15 protein-coding genes and 2 pseudogenes are annotated in these 18,071 nt (G+C 31.6%); 8 read left to right on the top strand and 9 right to left on the bottom strand.

The window, feature by feature from the left end; genetic code table 11:
* Window positions 1-59 precede the first annotated feature (59 nt).
* Window positions 60-1,643 (bottom strand): type II/IV secretion system ATPase subunit, encoded by a 1,584-nt coding sequence (locus tag Q0C16_RS02480; protein WP_292319459.1) that lies wholly within the window; start codon window positions 1,641-1,643, stop codon window positions 60-62.
* A 232-nt stretch (window positions 1,644-1,875) separates the two neighbouring features.
* On the opposite strand from Q0C16_RS02480, the gene Q0C16_RS02475 reads away from it, so the two are divergent.
* Entirely contained in the window at window positions 1,876-2,769 is an 894-nt protein-coding gene (locus tag Q0C16_RS02475) for a pirin family protein (RefSeq protein WP_292319458.1), read from the top strand.
* A gap of 11 nt (window positions 2,770-2,780) precedes the next feature.
* Here the strand turns inward: Q0C16_RS02475 and Q0C16_RS02470 are convergent, their stop codons facing one another.
* Window positions 2,781-3,983 (bottom strand): acetyl-CoA C-acyltransferase, encoded by a 1,203-nt coding sequence (locus Q0C16_RS02470; protein WP_367117886.1) that lies wholly within the window; start codon window positions 3,981-3,983, stop codon window positions 2,781-2,783.
* A 114-nt stretch (window positions 3,984-4,097) separates the two neighbouring features.
* Between Q0C16_RS02470 and Q0C16_RS02465 the strand changes: the two genes are divergently transcribed.
* The 4 genes and pseudogenes from Q0C16_RS02465 to Q0C16_RS02450 all read left to right on the top strand — a co-directional run.
* On the top strand, window positions 4,098-5,120 hold the full coding sequence (locus Q0C16_RS02465; RefSeq protein ID WP_292319456.1) for a methylcobalamin--homocysteine methyltransferase: 1,023 nt from the start codon (window positions 4,098-4,100) through the stop codon (window positions 5,118-5,120).
* Window positions 5,117-6,109, top strand: a complete 993-nt coding sequence (locus Q0C16_RS02460; protein ID WP_292319455.1) for a methionine synthase — start codon at window positions 5,117-5,119, stop codon at window positions 6,107-6,109. Before Q0C16_RS02465 ends, Q0C16_RS02460 begins: the two co-directional genes overlap by 4 nt.
* Before the next feature lie 11 nt (window positions 6,110-6,120).
* Window positions 6,121-7,146, top strand: coding sequence for an AIR synthase related protein (locus tag Q0C16_RS02455; RefSeq protein ID WP_292319454.1), 1,026 nt, complete (start codon window positions 6,121-6,123; stop codon window positions 7,144-7,146).
* Window positions 7,109-7,576: pseudogene (locus Q0C16_RS02450) on the top strand (AAA family ATPase); the annotation flags it as partial. The gene Q0C16_RS02455 and the pseudogene Q0C16_RS02450, both read left to right, overlap by 38 nt.
* 39 nt (window positions 7,577-7,615) lie before the next feature.
* Here Q0C16_RS02450 and Q0C16_RS02445 read toward each other — a convergent pair.
* Window positions 7,616-9,226, bottom strand: a complete 1,611-nt coding sequence (locus tag Q0C16_RS02445; protein WP_367117885.1) for an ATP-binding protein — start codon at window positions 9,224-9,226, stop codon at window positions 7,616-7,618.
* A gap of 106 nt (window positions 9,227-9,332) precedes the next feature.
* On the opposite strand from Q0C16_RS02445, the gene Q0C16_RS02440 reads away from it, so the two are divergent.
* Complete coding sequence (locus Q0C16_RS02440; protein ID WP_292319452.1) at window positions 9,333-10,337, top strand: molybdopterin-dependent oxidoreductase; 1,005 nt, start codon at window positions 9,333-9,335, stop codon at window positions 10,335-10,337.
* Window positions 10,338-10,450: 113 nt separating this feature from the next.
* On the opposite strand, the gene Q0C16_RS02435 is transcribed toward Q0C16_RS02440, so the two are convergent.
* Window positions 10,451-11,500, bottom strand: coding sequence for a hypothetical protein (locus Q0C16_RS02435; RefSeq protein WP_292319451.1), 1,050 nt, complete (start codon window positions 11,498-11,500; stop codon window positions 10,451-10,453).
* A gap of 191 nt (window positions 11,501-11,691) precedes the next feature.
* Complete coding sequence (gapN, locus tag Q0C16_RS02430) at window positions 11,692-13,218, bottom strand: NADP-dependent glyceraldehyde-3-phosphate dehydrogenase (protein WP_367117892.1); 1,527 nt, start codon at window positions 13,216-13,218, stop codon at window positions 11,692-11,694.
* A gap of 147 nt (window positions 13,219-13,365) precedes the next feature.
* Here gapN and Q0C16_RS02425 point away from each other — a divergent pair, with 147 nt between their 5' ends.
* On the top strand, window positions 13,366-14,325 hold the full coding sequence (locus tag Q0C16_RS02425) for an encapsulin (protein ID WP_292319449.1): 960 nt from the start codon (window positions 13,366-13,368) through the stop codon (window positions 14,323-14,325).
* Between the two features lie 140 nt (window positions 14,326-14,465).
* Here Q0C16_RS02425 and Q0C16_RS02420 read toward each other — a convergent pair whose 3' ends face one another.
* Genes Q0C16_RS02420 through Q0C16_RS02410 form a run of 3 tightly spaced genes read right to left on the bottom strand, consistent with a single transcriptional unit; the run spans window position 14,466 to window position 16,295 of the window.
* Window positions 14,466-15,197 (bottom strand): PAC2 family protein, encoded by a 732-nt coding sequence (locus Q0C16_RS02420; protein ID WP_292319448.1) that lies wholly within the window; start codon window positions 15,195-15,197, stop codon window positions 14,466-14,468.
* Window positions 15,181-15,660 carry a PUA domain-containing protein gene (locus Q0C16_RS02415; RefSeq protein ID WP_292319447.1) on the bottom strand — a complete coding sequence of 160 codons (480 nt, stop codon included), beginning with the start codon at window positions 15,658-15,660 and terminating at the stop codon, window positions 15,181-15,183. Before Q0C16_RS02415 ends, Q0C16_RS02420 begins: the two co-directional genes overlap by 17 nt.
* Window positions 15,657-16,295 (bottom strand): L-threonylcarbamoyladenylate synthase, encoded by a 639-nt coding sequence (locus tag Q0C16_RS02410; RefSeq protein ID WP_292319446.1) that lies wholly within the window; start codon window positions 16,293-16,295, stop codon window positions 15,657-15,659. The genes Q0C16_RS02415 and Q0C16_RS02410 overlap by 4 nt, the downstream gene beginning before the upstream one ends.
* Before the next feature lie 65 nt (window positions 16,296-16,360).
* On the opposite strand from Q0C16_RS02410, the gene argF reads away from it, so the two are divergent.
* Window positions 16,361-17,311 (top strand): ornithine carbamoyltransferase, encoded by a 951-nt coding sequence (argF, locus tag Q0C16_RS02405; RefSeq protein WP_367117891.1) that lies wholly within the window; start codon window positions 16,361-16,363, stop codon window positions 17,309-17,311.
* Here the strand turns inward: argF and Q0C16_RS02400 are convergent.
* Window positions 17,301-18,071 (bottom strand): annotated as a pseudogene (locus Q0C16_RS02400) (recombinase A); the annotation flags it as partial. The gene argF and the pseudogene Q0C16_RS02400 overlap by 11 nt on opposite strands.

Raw genomic sequence — 18,071 nt, 5'->3', positions numbered from 1 at the left:
AGAAAAAATGGTTCAAATTTATTAAAATTTTATAAAAAATATTTTTATATGATTTAATCTTAATCACCCCTTATATCTATGTTAAATTCTCCTGTTTCTGCCTTAGCCTTATTATATAAATCTATAGGATTTCTTCTATATAATCTAAGAACCTCATTAAGCATTGCATTATCAGCATTTTTATTCATAAGCCAATTTAATATTGTTGCTCTCATTTTTAAATCATTAAATGCTTCCTCATAGCTTATTAAATTGAGAGAAGCAACTGATTTTAACAAATAGCTTTCCTTCCCTTTCATATACCAAGAATTTTTATATCTATCCCATAATATTTTTTCTTTTAACAACACACTATTAGTTTCAACATCATATCCCCAAGACTCATCTATTCTCATAACTTTTCTAAACACATTGCCTCCTTCTTCTATTCTCAAAATATTAACAAACAGCCTGGCCGCCGATATAAGGCTAGCAGGCACGTTCATTGGAGGTGAAACAAGCCTCTTGATTAAAACATCAGCAGACTCTGCGTGAACTGTTGTTAAACCTCCATGGCCAGTTGCTAATGCTTGGAAAAATGCATATGCCTCTCTAGATCTTATTTCTCCAACTATTATAACATCAGGTCTCTGCCTCAATGCAGCCTCTATTTGGGACTGCATTGTTACATTTTCAACTCTTGGATCCGTTGATAATCTAGTCATCATTGCGCCCCAGTTTTCATGAAATGGTAAATAAACTTCAGGAGTATCTTCCACAGTTACTATTTTATATTCAGTTGGCAAAAGAGTTGTAGATGCATTTAATAGAGTCGTTTTACCGCTTCCAGTAGGACCATAAAATATTATTCCTTGTTTGTTTTCTACAGAAAGCCAAATAAATGCTGCAACAAGTGGATCTAAAGTCTTAGACCTCATAAGTTCTATTAATGTAAATGGTTCTGCCCTAAACTTCCTTATAGTAAAGCTATGTCCTCTTCTAGATACTGTATCCAAAACAATGTTTACCCTATACCCTTCAGGCTTTAATAGGCCTTCTATTATTGGGGTAGCAATAGAAGGCTCCCTGCTACTTCTAACCCCTAGCTTAGCTATAATAGAATCAAGCTCTTCTTGGGTATTAAAGACAACGTTTGTAGTAAGCCATTCGTATTTTGTGTGATAAACAAATACTGGTATGTGAAGACCGTTGCATGATATGTCTTCTATATATGGATCTCTTATTAGCGGCTCAATCTTTCCATAGCCTATTAAATCTCTTGAAACATAATAAGAAGAAACAAGAGCAATATCATCTATTCTTTTTTGCAGCTCCTTAAATTTTCCATCTCTTCTTATATGAAAACCTTTTATTAATTTTTTAGATGCTAAATTTTTTGCTATTGGAATTAAAATATCTATACCCTCTTCCAAAATCTTTTTTTCTGCTAGTTTTTTAGATAAATCTATATCTTTTGATACAATATCCATTAATTCTTTATAAACTTTTATGGAAATATCATCTAATATCGGTTCTTTTATATCGTAAAGCCTTCTTTTTTCCTGATCTTCATAAATCCTTATCAATACTTTGGGGTAGCCTACAACACCATATTCTTCTAACACATTAATTTTCTTGCTTTCTTCTTTGTTGTTTATTTCCAAAGAGGCTACCCCACTTTCTCTATATTTTATACTATAAAGTAAAGCTTTAAAATATTTAAAGCCCATAAAATTGAAAGTTTTGAAAATTAATTAAAGGTTACTTTATGATTTAACATTTAAAAATTCTAATTTTATTTAACTGCAAATCATTTTATATTTTAAAATATAAAATTATTTAGAAATATATGCTTTTGCTTAATAATTTTATATGAGTTAATTAAATGGTGGAATAATGCAAAGGAGAATTTTTAAGATAATTAAAGGAAAATATACTATTGATGGTGCTGGAGTTAAGCTATATAGAGTCTTTGGTTCTCAATATACAGCTCCTTTAACAGATCCATTTCTTCTATTAGATTTCTTTGGTTCTGATAAAATAGAAGATTATATAGCAGGATTTCCCTGGCATCCTCATAGAGGTATTGAAACTATAACTTATCTAATTAATGGAAAAGTAGAGCATGAAGATAGTGAAGGGAATAAAGGAGTCTTATATCCTAATGATATACAATGGATGACAGCTGGTAGTGGAATTTTCCACCAGGAAATGCCAAAACCATTAGAATATAAGGATCAATTAGACAAAAAATTTTCCTTAACTGAAGTTAAAGGATTTCAATTATGGATAAACTTACCAAGCCATTTAAAGATGTCAATGCCTTTATACAGAAATATTAAAGGAAATAGATCTCCAACAGTTGAAATAGATAAAGGCAAAGTAAAGGTAGTTTCTGGGATTTATAATAGGGTTCAGGGCCCGGTAAATGCCAACAATTATGTAGATCCGTCGTATTTTGATGTTAAACTAGAGGAAGAGGGAGAATTTGAATACAAAACTAAGAGAGGATACAACGTATTAGCTTTGGTTTTGGAAGGAAATGGTATTTTTGAACCCAATGGAAATATTATAAAACCGGGAGAGCTTGCTATTTTCAGCGATGGTGATTTCTTAAAAGTTTATTCAGAAAACGGTATAAGGTTTATCTTGCTTTCCGGCAGACCTCTAAAAGAGCAAATAGCATGGTATGGACCTATAGTTATGAACACATGGGATCAGATAAATGAAGCATTGTTAGATTTAAGAAACGGTAATTTTATCAAAAACAAGGCCCAAGAAATTGATTAGCTGTTTGATATTTAAACAATTTCAATAGCTAAAGCTGATGCCCCTCCTAATCCATGACAAATTGATGCGACCCCTCTTTTTCCTCCATGCTTCTTAAGCACATTAATTAATTCCAAAGTAATTCTGGCACCGCTCATTCCTAATGGATGACCTATAGCTATTGCACCTCCATGAACGTTAAGCTTTTCATATGGAATACCTAATTCTTTATTCAATATAAAGCTGTTTACAGCAAATGCTTCATTATTTTCAAAATAATCAACATCTTTAATACTCCATCCTATAGAGTCTAACAATTTACTTATTGCTCCTACGGGCGCTGCTGGGAACTTCCACGTTTCAACTCCATGAAAGGCGAAACCAACAATCTTAGCTATTGGCTTCAATCCCATTTCCTTAACTTTTTCCTCGCTTGCTATTAATAAAGATGCTGCACCATCACTTATTTGACTGCTACTGCCTGCAGTATGAAATCCTCCACTAAATGCTGGCTTTAATTTTCTCAATTTATCAATGCTCGTATCCCTTCTTATCCCCTCATCTTGATCTAAAATTATTTTTCCATTTTGTTCAAAAGGTATAACGAAGTCTTTCATTAAGCCTGAGTCCCATGCTTTTGCGGCTCTCATATGAGACTCATATGATATTTTATCTAAAGAATCCCTGTCAGCATTGTACTCCTTTGCTGTCATATCAGCTTCTTCTCCCATAATTTTGTTTTGAAATACGTCCCATAATCCATCATAAACCATAGCATCCAATAAATTCATTTGACTTCCAATCAAATGCTTTACTCCCCACCTTATGTTTTGCCCCAATAAGAATGGAGAATAACTCATTGATTCCATACCTCCAGCTGCAATTAAATTAAACGAACCTGCCTGAATATAATTGGCAGCAGTTATTATCGCATTCATACCGCTTGCGCAAACCATATCAACAGTCATAGAGTCTATATATTCAGGAACACCAGACTTTAAGGCAACCTGTCTTGCTGTATCCATACCAGTTCCTGCCCTAATAACATGACCATAAATAAGCATGTCTAAATCTTTTGGAGAAATACCTGCTCTGTTTATTAATGAAGTCAAAGTATATGCTGCTAAATCAGCTGGATGAAAATCCTTTAGGCTTCCACCAAATTTTCCTACTGGTGTTCTTAGGCCGTCTACAATATATACATTTCCTTTAATTTTAGGCACTTTTTTCACCATATTAATTATTTTAATTAGACTTTAAAACACTTGCAAAATGACCTATTAATAAAATCCTATACAATTCTTTAAAATTTATTTCTTTGCACTTTTTAAAGAGCATAGGTGAAAAATGTGGTCAAACTATGGGGGGCAGTTTTAGGAGGGTATCCAAGATCAATGCATGCAAGACATGAAATGAGAGACCTAGAAAAAGGAGAATCAACTTATCTAAGCCATGAAATAAATATAGCTTTAATTTCAAGTGCTGTTATAGGCTCCCAAGTTGCATCTGGTTTGAGGTATGTAACTGATGGAATGCTTGACTTTCACGATATTTTTAGACCATTCCTTGAGTCATGGAGGAACGTCTCTATAACAGGCCTTTTAAGGTATTTTGATAACAATTTCTTTTATAGAATACCCGTATTTACTGCAGAGCCAGATATAGAGAGCTTTGTTTGGCCCCAAAGAATAAGGGCATATAGTAAAGTAGCTTATCCCTCTTTAATTAAAGCAGTCATTCCAGGACCTTTGAGTTTGGTATTAATGGGTAAAAACCAAAGCGGTTTGTCTAAAGAAGACTTAGCATATAGCATCTCATCGATATTAGCTATGGAGGCTGAAAAGGCTGAAAAAGCTGGAGCAGGTATGATACAAATAGATGAACCCATATTATCAGATAATGAAATAACTAAAGAAGATGCTGATTTAGCTAAAGACCTTATTTCAAATATAGCTAAGAGAGTTAATATACCAACTACTTTATCTGTTTATTTTGATATACCTAAAAAGGAAGTTTATGAAAAGTTAATAGATACAAAAGTTAAATATATAAGCATTGACGCTATGGATTCCCCTTCTAGGTTTTTAGATTTAATTAAAAGCCAAGGATTTTCTGATAAAAAACCTATTTTAGGTTTAATAGATGCTAGGAGAATTCACGACGATGACTACAATAAAATAAAAGAGATTTTAATAAATATAACAAAAATAGAAAATGAAGAAATAGGGGTTACAACTACAACATGGTTTGATGTGATTCCCTATAATTTTGCTATAAGGAAAACGTATTTATTGGGATCTTATTTAGAAAAGATAGCTAGCGAATTAAATGCAGAATTTATAAATCCTATAAAGGAGGTTGAAAAGCAATGAGCTATGAAGTCCCGAAAAAGTTTCCTACAACAGTTGTTGGAAGTTATCCAAAGCTAGGTGAGGCAAGCGAAATAATAAAGAAAAGGGACAGAAATGAGATTAGCGAGGAAGAATTCCATGAAAAGATAAGGGGTCCAATTAATGAAGTAGTAAAGGATTACCTAGATGCAGGAATTGATATAATAAGTGATGGCGAACAATCAAGAGAAGACATGGTAGTCTATTTTGCCCAAAGACTTAAGGGTTATAATGAAGGAGATTGGGTTAGGATATTTGATAATGTTTACTTTAGGAAGCCTATTATAGTTAACAAACTTGAAAGAGTTAGAGAGATGATAATAACAGATTGGTTATATACAAATAAAATAAGCAACGGCAGGCCTGTTAAAGCAATAATAACTGGTCCATACACTATGCTTGAATGGAGTTTTGATCTGTTTTACGGAGATAGAAAAGAAATCATAATGGATTTTGCAAAAATAATAAGAGAAGAGCTAATGGAGGCAATAAGAAATGGGGCCAAATATGTGCAAGTTGATGAACCTGCATTATCAACAAGACCTTGGAAAGAAGAGGCGGACCTATTAAAGGAAGCTTTAGATTACATATTTAAAGGAATGGATGCAAAGAGGATTGTACATATATGCTATGGAAGGCTTGAAAGGCTACTACCTTATATACTAGATTATCCAGTAGACCAATTTGATCTAGAATTTAAGAACAGCGATTTCAGGCTATTGCCCTATTTAAAGGAATATGGATATAATAAAGAACTTGGCTATGGTGTAGTCGACGTACATACTCTGCAAATAGAGAGCGTTAATGAAATCAAGGAAGCTATAGATAAACTTATGAAACTAGGCATTCTAGGGCCAGAAAAAGTCTATATAGACCCTGATTGCGGCTTAAAGCTTTTACCAAGGGAGATAGCTAAAGGAAAGCTAATAAACATGGTTAATGCCACGAAAATTGCAAGGAAAGAATATTAGAGGGTTAAGTTTTGCCTAGTTGGGTCGGAAAGCTACCTTCAGATATATTAAAAGAAATAGTATTAGATAATGTAAATTCATTCAAAAAAGCCTCAACTTTAATAGGAGCAGAAATAGGAGAAGATTCTGCTATAATAGACCTAGGATTTTGCACCTTATCAATACACTCCGACCCAATTACTGAAGCAAGATATCATGCAGGTTCTCTAGCAATTGATGTAGTCACAAATGATTTAGCAGTAACAGGGGTTAGACCTAAATGGCTTATACTTGATATATTAATGCCCGAAAATTCATTATATTCTTCTTTAAACAGCATCATAGAAGGGGCTGTAAAAGAAGCTAAAAAATTAAATGTAGAAATTGTAGGGGGTCATACTGAATCTACTCCAGGCCTAATTTCTCCAATAATTATTGGAACAGCTATAGGCTGTTCTTGTAAAGAATGCTATATACCAACAAGGAATGCAAAAGAAGGAGATCTAATATTTCAAATAAACCCAGCTGGTCTAGAGGGAAGTGCAATCATTGCAACGGATTTTAGAGAACACGCATTAAAATCAGGAGTTCCATCAGATATACTAGAAAATGCTTCAGAATTCATAAATAGAATAAGCATAATGAATCAGGCTTTAGAACTTTCAGATAAGAGACTTGTAAATAGCATGCATGACCCTACTGAAGGAGGTATGTTAGGGGGTCTATATGAAATAGCGTATTCATCTGGCCATGATATAGAAATTGATCAAAAGAAAATTTTTGTTGAAGAGGAAACTAAAATTATATCAGAGAAATTAAAAATTGACTACACTAAATTAATAAGCAGTGGATCAATATTAGCAACCATACCTTTAAATAAAAAAGAAGAAGCGGAAAAAACACTAACCAATATAAATACAAGGTATTCGATAATTGGAAGGGTTTTAAATCCAAGTGACAATCCAAAAGTTATAGTAAAAAACTCTAATAAAATAACTTTTATAGATTCTCCACCACAAGATGAAATATCAAGGCTCTGGGCTAGCAAAAATGAATGAAGATAATAAAGAATTTATAATAATATCAGGCACTCCTGGAACAGGGAAAAGTAGCATAGGGAAAATTCTTTCTGAAGAAATCAATTGCAAATATATAGAAGTTTCCGAATTTGCAATTAAGAAAGGGTTAGTCGTGCCTGATGAAACAGGAAGGAATACTTATGTAATAAAGGAAGAAGAGTTAAAAGAAGAAATACTTAAAGAAAGCAATGGATTAACTATTCTTATTACTCATTACCCAGACGTTTTTCTTGATGATGATAGATTTTATTTTAATACAGCATTTGTATTATTACTAAGAACAAATCCATTAATTTTAATGAAAAGACTAGAAAATAAAGGTTGGGATCATAAAAAAATTTCTGAAAATGTTTTAGCTGAAGCATTTAATACTATTGCTGAGGATATTTATGATTATAATGATATGATTATTGAAATTGATACTACAAACTTAAAGCCAGAGGATTCATTAGGCATTATCTTTGATAAAATTTCTTCTCTCGATTTTGGAATCAAAATCAATTGGCTTATTGATGAAAGTCTTGTTAATTTTATTTCTTCTCTCGTTGATCGGATCAACCTTAATTATAATAGGGTTGGGGATTGAAGAAGATTGTAATAAAGCCTCACCAATTTCAAATTTGTCGAGTTGGCTATTTAATTCATGATTTAAACTCATAGTCATGTATATTACTTCCTTATCTTTTGCACTTCTCAATGCATGTATAATCTTTGTGTTCGCATTAAGCAAGACACTATTAGGTATTAATGAGGGTGATTGTGTTGATATAACAATACTTAAACCATATTTTCTTGATTGAGCCATCATTTGTTCTATTAAACTACCTCCCTCGCTATCAAAATAGTTTTGAGCCTCATCTATAATTATTAACAATTTCTTATCGTTCCTTTTTCTTTTAAGATATATCATTGCTAAAAAGAGTAACGCATATGATTTCCTTGCATTTAAACTATCTATTTCGTCTAATTTTAAAATATTTATCCCTTTATTTAAGCTAAGATTTTGTTTTATATTGCTTTTCCTCATAACATTTTTTAGTATTTCTATTTTTCTTAGAAGACCCCTTTTTACATCCCTATCCCACCTAGCTTCTTCACTATACCTTTCTATTTTTTCTATTAAGTCCCCAATAGACAATGGATTTTCATCTTGGATTACTTTCATTAAAAGGTATTGCTGAGGTTCCGTTAATCCTAAACCACTGCTTAAAGAATCTATTAATATATCACGCCTCTCATTAAATTCATCAATTTTAAATGGATCTATATTAAATTCCATAGGATAAATAATGTTTGCGCTCTCCATCATATCTGAAAACTCTCCAGTCCAATCCATTATTAAAACATCAAAAATGCCTGATGCCCTATAAGCAAGAGTAGCAGCTGTTGTTGATTTACCTGTTCCTGTTGAGCCAAATATTGCTATATGGGATTCTATATCATTTTCGTTCAAATAGACATCCTTATTATATGCATTATCAAATGTTTTTCCTATATAAATTCCTTCACTTAGTGATATCCCTTTATCTGAAGGAGCTATTAATATTTCTCCTTTACCAATTGGGCTTATATTATCAATTGCTTTTATTAAACCCCCTTTTTCTTCATCATTGATTTCTTTAATCCTTACATTTTTAAATGAGGTTGAAATCAAAGTTTTAAACACTTCTCTTTCAATTTCTACATCATTCTTGTTCTTAGAACCTATAGCCACAAAGGTTCTTGTATATCCTCCTGATGATATTGAAATAGATCCATATTTTACTGCATTGCTTTTAGACCTATCCTTTATTATGCTAGAAATAACCTTACCTGTTTCTTCTTTTTCTTCTTTGCTACCATTTATCTCTAATTCTATAGCATCATAACTTCCCCTCACTTTTTTTATATTTTTAATTTTGTTAAACCTTATAATTAAAGGTATTGCTATTAAAATGGGTAGAAAATACATTATATAATTATAATAATAAAATTCTATTTTAAATTCCCATATAACAATTAATATAGCCGCTAAACCTATTAAAGGTCTAAAATACCTAGGTACTCTATCTAATATCATAGTCTCCCTCTTCTATCTAAAAAATATAAAGGAGAGAGGTGGAGAAAACTAATATATGTTAAAGCTAAAAAGAACTAACTTTAATAAAATATCTTGAGTGAAAATTATGGAAATAAGCGGCTGCAAGTCATATTATAACAATTTGCTTGAGGGCTTAAACATACCTATAGTGTTTGAATGCGGAGGGTCAATAAAAATAAAAGATTTTAACGATATAAAAAGTATAGCTTTAGAATCAATTAAAGAACTAAATGAATTGTTCGGTTATAATTTTAAACTTGGGAGCTATATTGAAAAAGAGTTTATAGGAAGAAGCTTTAATCTACATAAATTTAAAATAAATGAATTTGACGGAATATTGAGGATTGTAGAAAGAAACGGGTATTTTTTAAACACAAGTGGAGTAATGTTTTCTTCAATATTAAGCAAATTAGATGAAAATATAAAAAATGAACTAATTAAAGGAAAGGTTTTAGAAAAAGGGGAAAAGATGGAGCCGATTTTTTTAGATAAAAACTGTTCTACTTTTGAAAAACCTATAGGCCAAAAAGAAATACCAAAATTTGTTATTTATGTTGCTGAAGAAGAAATACCAAAAGTTGAACTAAATAAATATAGGCTAAGCATAAAAGGAGATGTTGTTAAAGAAGTTGAGCTAACATATAGCCAATTAGAAGAGCTTTCAAGAGATATTGGAGAAAAGGACTTCCATTGCGTAACAGGTTGGAGCGTTAAGGGAAAAAGATGGAAAGGAATTAACTTATTAGACTTAATAAATTTATCAGGATTAAAGAGCGAATCAAAGTGGATTATTGCTATAAGTATGTCTGGCTATTCATCAACAATACCTATTGAAAAAGATATATTGGAAAACACTTATGTTGTTATAGAAATGGATGGGAACAAATTAAATCCAGAAGCAGGTTTTCCAGCAAGGATTTATTCTCCAGACCTTTTCGGATGGAAAGGATCAAAATGGCTATCTTCTCTTTACATATCGGAAAGATACATAGATGGTTACTGGGAAGCACTATCATACCATGAGAGAGGGAAGGTTTTACCTAATGAAAGATTTAAAATAAGAAACCCTGATGTAAAGGATCTTTGTTAAAATTGTTAACCCCCCGGTTAACAATAATTTTGCAAAGTCTAATAATTGTTTTATACAGCAAAAATCGTTAATAAAGATATTTTATTAATTTCTAAAATCTTCTGCTAGCAAAATCATATTCTTAAAACTAAGAATCCATTATCGCAAGATGGGTATACAAGGGCATTTTGCTTAAGTATTTCAGCAAGTTCGTAAGGATACCTAAAAAACACCTTTGCTATATTTAAAGATTTTTCAGGATCTTCTACGCAGCAAAAAACTACACCTGATGATGCAGCATTGAATTTCTGCATAAAATCTTTATCAATAAAGTCTTTCATCTCAATAACTAAGCTAATTCTTTTTGATAACTTTTTTAACACATTTATTAGATCAGCATTGCTTAACATCTCCATGTTTAATTTTATTAATAAATCCTTTTCACCTCTTAATTCATTACTTAAATTATTTAAGAAATTTATGCTATGATATAAATCTTTGTCGCTTAAATCTATACAATTTGATTCTTTGCAACTTGGTTTTTCACTAATCCCTATTTCAATATAATTTTTCAATTTAACAGGGTTGTATTTACCATATATCCATAAAATAAAAGGCCTTTCAAGCTTTATTTTTGCTTTTCCTTCAGCGCATGCAAGATCTCTATTACCTATAGATGACATTAATATTTTATTGCTCAATTCTAAACCATTGCAATCTCTAATATAAATAGGCCTTTCAACCAAATACCATGAAATAATAAAGAAACCTATTGGCCCTAAAGAGGATAATATGCCTAATAAGGAAGATCTAAAAAATTTTTGTTCTGTAGAAGATAAAAAACTGCTTATTAAAGAGATTAAAAAATATGCTAAAAGAAACCTATAATTGAAATAATTAACTATTAATATTAAAGATAATGCAACTGCTGCTATAGCTAAAGGTATTGGATTTTCAAATTTTCCTAGAAAAATTTTGTTCTTAGATTTTATAAAAAAGTAAAATATAAATGAAGAAAAAATTCCAAATATAGAATATAATATTAAAAAACTATCCGAAATAGAATTTGATATAAATAGTAAAGGTATCGTTGATGATGCTATGCCTGTTAAATAACTTTTGCTTAAAAGAGTTGATATAATTGAAAATATGGCTATTAATATAGGTAATAAGGTTAAATACATAATGAAATTTACATTAAAAAACGAGAAACTATTTGATAAATTTAAAAATTTTAACAAGAGGATATATATAGCTAACATTACAACTCCTATGATTATGCTATATTTATTACAACCCTTGATCGTTTTTTGCACCATTTAATTTTAATTTGAAAATTTATTTAAATATTTCCACGAAATCAAATTAAAAAATTTTATATATAATCCCAAACCCCTTTACCTTTATAATTGTAAACTATCGATTTCATAGCAGTTACCTGCTCAATGCTATACCCAATACCCTCTCTTCCTATGCCAGAATCTTTCCTACCTCCAAATGGGTAGTAATTAATTCCATGCTTTGGCATATCATTTATATATATAGCTCCAACTTCAAGTAATCTAACTAATTTTCTTATTTTATTAACATCATTACCAAAAATTGATGCATCTAAGCCGTATCTCCTATCGTTTGAAAGCTCTATTGCCTGATTTAAATCACTAAACTTTGTTATTATTGCTATAGATGAAAATATTTCCTCTTTATATGCAACTAATTCTTTAACTTTATCTTTATCGCATTCTATTAATGCTGGTTCAATAAAAGTATCGTTTATTCTCTTACCTCCAAATAATATTTTACACCCTTTAGCTATAGCGTCCTTCACTCCTTCTTCCCATTGATCTGCACTCGATTTATCAATTAAGGGTCCCATATCAACACCTTTATCTCTTGGATCTCCTACCTTTACCTTAGAGAGCTCATTAACAATTTCATTTTTAAGCTGTTCATAAATTTTATCTTCAGCTAATATTAATTTAATAGAATCACATCTTTGTCCACTATAACTTGTTATAGCCAATGAAATCCTTTTCGCAGCCCAACTTATGTCTGCATCTCCCAATACAATAGCAGGATCTCCACCTCCAAGTTCCATTATAAATTGTTTAATTCCAGCCTCTTTCATTACCTCTATACCAGTCTCAGTACTGCCCGTTAAGTTAATTATACCTATTTTGCTATTAGAAACAACCTTAGACATATGTTTCCCAGGCAAAGTAATTAAAGCTATGCTTTCTTTTGGAAGTCCTGCTTCTATCGCCATCTTTAATAAAAATAGAGAAGGAATCGGATCTGAACTTGGAGGCTTTAAAATTATTGCATTCCCTGGTAATATTGTATAGGTTATCTTATTAGCACTATCAAACAAAGGGTAGTTGAAAGGAATTATTATAAGAGATATACCATAAGGCTCTCTTCTAATTAGGGCCTCTGTTTCTAATGCTTCTGAGCTCCAGTCCCCTGGTATTAGATCTCCAACAATTTTCCTAAGATCTAATGGGGACTTTCTTAGCCTTTCTATAGTAGCTAGAACTTCTCCTTTAGCTGAATTATATGTTTTGCCCGCATTTATTACTAATGAATCTATTACAACATCTTGGTGTTTTTCTAAAATATCAGCAATCTTTTCAATTATTTTTAATCTAATGTCTCCTGGCATATCTCTAATTTTCCACTTACCTTTTGAATACATGTTTTCTATTGCCTTTTCCACTTCACTTAATTCAGGCCTCGATATATAGGCTATTACATTGTTATCTATTGGTGAAACTATTTTGCTTCTATCATTGCTTTTCTTCCACTCTCCATTAAGAAAATATTTAAATACAGGAATTCCTTCTTCTACGTCATATATATCATTAAAGAATGGATCATCTAAGCTGAGCTTAGTCTTTCCCATTATATTAAGCTGATTCATTTTATTCCCCTCTATATAGTATCTAATAACATTATTAAGCTCTAATATATTGATCCAAAATATATTAAATACAGAGCTTTAATTACAAATTTAAATAAAAAATATATTAACTTAAATTAACAATCAATTATGGGGATGAATTTGTTATCAAAAAATCCACTAGATCCTTTTGTTAAAGTAGAAGGTGATAGAGTTGCAGAAATTGTTAGGCTAGGTGCTATAGCTGAACTTGATGCTATAAACCTATACATGCAGCTTGCCAGTTATACTAATGATGAATCTGTTAAGAAGGTTTTAGTTGATATAGCTAATGAAGAAAAAACGCATCTAGGCGAATTCCTTGAATTGCTTAAAAGACTTGATCCTAAGCAAGCTATAGAGCTTGAAAAAGGAGGTAAGGAAGTTTCTTCTCTTTTAGAAAATTCTGAGCAAAAAAATTCTAAAGACAATAAGGCTCTTGATCCATTAGGCCCACTTAATGATACTGAAGTTAATGAAATTAAGTCTGCAATAAATGAAACTTTATTAAAAAATGCAAAGCTTAGATCATTTATGACCTCATTAACCCTTGGTGATGGTACATTAGCAGTACCATCAGAAAAGCTTTTGGAAGGAGAAATAATTAAATCTTCTTCCGATATAATTCCTTTGCAAAAACTGAGCACATATTTTAGCATAGAACAAGAAATTCTCGATTACTATAGAAGAATGTTATCTAAACCTCCTATTTCTTCTGTAATTTGGGCATCCACATTATTAGCAAAACAAGAAGATACTTTAATATTTAATACTCTATCTTCTCAAGCTAAAGTTAAAATTCAAGGTAACTGGTCATCTCCAGGATCTTTTACCGCTCTAATGTCAAAAGCCGTAAACAATATTGCATCAAAATCTCAATTAAGCCTAGTTATTTCACCTTCTGATAGAGCATATTTATCATCTGTGGTCGATCCTTCAGGAATTGATGAGCTAACAAGGGTTAGCAAGGTAGTAGATAAAATAGTAGTTTCTGAAGGTATTAAATATGGAGAAGCTTTACTTATACCTTCCAACAGGAATAGCAAATATAGTTTTTGGAGCAAGCAATAAACTTGATTACATAGGACTACAGGGCTCGTCCCATATATTTGAAATTTGGGAAACCTTATCTATTAGAGTAAAAATGTCCGAATCCATAGCATTAATAAGCAAACAAGATTAATTATTGTTAACCGGGGAGTTAACAAAAATTACATATAAATATTAGAAGGTCCTTCTTTTTGAGTCTCGGATTGAAGCATCTTTACTATCTTATCAATTTCTTCTCTTTGTTTAACAGCTAGTTGTTCAAGTTCTGGAACAGCAGCTTCCATTTTTAGCAAGCTCTTTAATATTGCCTTCACCCCAACAAAAGCTGCATCGTAATCTACACCTTCGACTATTGAATATGGTAAAACCATGGCCGTTGGTATTTTCAATTTTTCCAAATAAATGTAAAACAACGCAAGAGGACCCACAACGCCTAGACCTTTTTCCATTTTAGGGGCTTCTAAGGAAGGTCCATTATAAGAAGTATTGCTAATCCACCTATATCCGTAAGTTTCATTTTCGTTCATAAACTCCCTGCTAAGCCCTCCAACCAATACAGCATATTTAAATCCCATTTGCTTGATCCAACTCGAAATTTTTTCACTAAACGCATTTTGATCTATTATTTCAGGAACGGCCCTGTTCATTAAAACTGTTATATTGTTGTTTTGGTATATTTCAAAAGGAAGTCCTATACCATCGTCTTCAACTAAAATAACCGAAGGCATTCTTTCGGTCATAATATATCCTACTTTTTTCATTTGCAAAGCAACTGATAGATATTTTGGTACAGTATACCCTACTCTTCCAAATCCAGGAAAGCCAGTTATTATTACGTTATCTCTAAAAACATCTTCTCCTACATTTAAAATTATTTCAACCTTTCTGCCCATTTTTTAACACCTTTCTTATTCTAACAGCTTCTCCTTTTCCTATAGACTTCATCATAAACCCAGGCACCCTAGCCTTTCCTATACCTACTATTTCCCCCTTATTATTTATTATCACAACCTCATCTCCAGGCTTTATTGATGGATCAGCATCTATTACATCTATTCCCATAACATCTCCTAAATAATTTACTCCTTCTTTTACAACTACTCTATATTTAGGATATTCTGAGTTTTCCAATACTATTTTTCCTGATTCTATATCTAATGTAAAACCGAAATCAGTAGGCCGTAAAGTCATTATTCTTTTTTCCTCTAAATAAACATACCTTATCTTACCTAATCTCATGGAAATCTTTAAGGGCTTTTTTATAAAAGCATCGGCAACTCTAGAATCAAATTGATAAGATAATATTGCTTTAATAGTTTCTAATTGAGATTCGCTTGGCTCAACTATTTTCATCATTTCTCCACCATATTAAACAAAACCCTTTTTATCTCTTCTTCTTTGACAGCGCCTTCTCTTAAGATTTTTAGATTGCCATTTACAATACTTACAACTGTGCTAGATAAACCTATCCTAGCCTGTCCTCCATCAATATAAAGATCAACTCTGTCCTTTAGCATGTTATAAGCTTCTTCTACATTTACTGGAGATTTCATGTGAGATATGTTAGCGCTTGTTCCAATTATAGCTCCTCCTACTTCTCTTGCAAGAGCCCTACAGAAGTAACAATTTGGTAGCCTAACTCCTATACTACCCCAAATAGATAAATGTGAAGGTGCTGTATCAGATAGGTTTTCAACTATAGTTAAGCTTCCTGGCCAAAATGCTTTAGCTAGCTTCCAAAACATCTCACTTGGCTTAACTAATGAAATTGCATCATGACTTTCCCCTAAAAGTATTGGTAATGGTTTACCTTCTTCCCTACCTTTTACTTCATATACTCTTCTCATAGCTTTTTCGTTAAACGGATCCGCAGTTAAACCATAAACAGTATCTGTTGGTATAACTACTACTCCTCCATTTTTTATAACTTCAGCAACTTCTTTTATAACTTCTTTATTAGGGCAATCAATATCTACCTTGATAACTTTCATTTTGCTTCCCTATTTTTTCTTAAAGTTAATCTTTTTATACCTTTTTGATGATTAATTTTATGGTGATGACGATGTCAATAAAGGAGCTTAAAGGAAAAGACATGCTATGTCTTAAAGAATTTACACCTGAGCAAGTTAAGTATTTGATTGAATTAGGATTAGACCTAAAACGCAGATATCATGCTGGAGAAAGAATTTTAAATACTTTAAACGGAAAAAGCATTGCAATGATATTTGAAAAACCTTCTACAAGGACTAGGGTTAGCTTAGAAGTAGCTGCATATCAATTGGGAGCTCAGCCAATAACATTAGGATGGAATGAGTTACAATTAGGAAGAGGAGAACCAATAAAAGATACAGCTAGAGTTCTTTCAAGGTTTGTTAATGGTATAACAGCTAGAGTAAAAAATCACAACGATTTGATTGAATTAGCCAATTATGCAGATATACCAGTAATAAATGCTTTAAGCGATCTGTCACATCCAATGCAAGTTATAGCTGATTATATGACCGTATATGAAAAGAAAGGGAAGTTTAAGGGATTAAAGCTTGCTTTTATCGGGGATGGAAGTGATAATATGGTTCATAGCCTAATGATAGCTGCTTCTCAACTAGGCATTGACTTTTATCTTGGTTCTCCAAAAGATTTAAAGCCGAATAATGAAATATTTAAAGCTGCAAAAAGCTTTGCAGAAATTAGTGGTTCTAATATAGTTATTACTGAAGATCCCTTAGAGGCTGTAGATAAAGCAGATGTTGTTTATACAGACGTTTTTGTTAGCATGGGCCAAGAAGACATAGCTGAAGCAAAGAAAAAGCTATTAAAACCTTATCAAGTTAATGTAAAACTTATGGAAAGGGCCAACAATAATGCTATATTTTTACATTGCCTACCGGCCCATAGAGGAGAAGAAGTTACAGATGATGTTATAGAAGGTCCATGGTCAGCAGTGTGGGATGAGGCTGAAAATAGATTACATAGCGAAAAAGCAATACTAACTTCTCTCATACCATAAAACATGATTCAACGTTCCTTGCATCTATTTCTATTGGATCTAACGGAACAACTTTTAAGTGATTCCTTATTGATTTCAGGAGTAGGTTTTTATTTTTAATAGTTAAATAAAAGATGCTATCATAAACGCTTATTAAAGGTATTTTCATCATATTTTCTTCAAGTTCATGTATAAAGTAAAAACCCGTTATATTATTACCAGCCCTTCTAATTAAATTATTATAATGCTCTTCTTTATAAGTTTCAGCATCAGAAACCAAATCTATATAAGTTCCAAGACCTTCAACAATTACTATATCAGGTTTTTCGTATCTTTCTATATTTTCAGCTATTAATTCAAGATCTATTATAGATTTGGATGAAGGATTTAAATTCCTTATACTTAAATTATTAATTAATTCATGATAGCTTCTAGGATAATATTCAAGACATTTTGCTATTCTATCCCTTATAGTTTTTTCACCATGAAAATAACTTCTATAAACAATCTTATACCCCTTTGCCAGTAAGGTCGGTATCATTAATGATGATATAAAAGGTAAAGGATCTACGCTCGGATTAGTTACAAATATATTTTGAGTTCCTGGAACAAAGGGTATCTTATTTGTACCAATTTTTATCTCTACATATTCTTTTGTGGGACTTATACCAGAAGGTATAACACTTAAATTTGGAGGAACTCTAAAAGAAATTATATCTGGAGAACCTATTATAAATGGTACCTCTCCTACGCTTATTTCATTCCCCCTCATTTTTCTTAT

Source organism: Caldisphaera sp. (assembly GCF_023256325.1).
Taxonomy (GTDB): Archaea; Thermoproteota; Thermoprotei_A; order Sulfolobales; family Acidilobaceae; genus Caldisphaera.
Note: the sequence above shows the minus strand (reverse complement) of the source record. Positions and strands in the feature narration are given on the sequence as shown.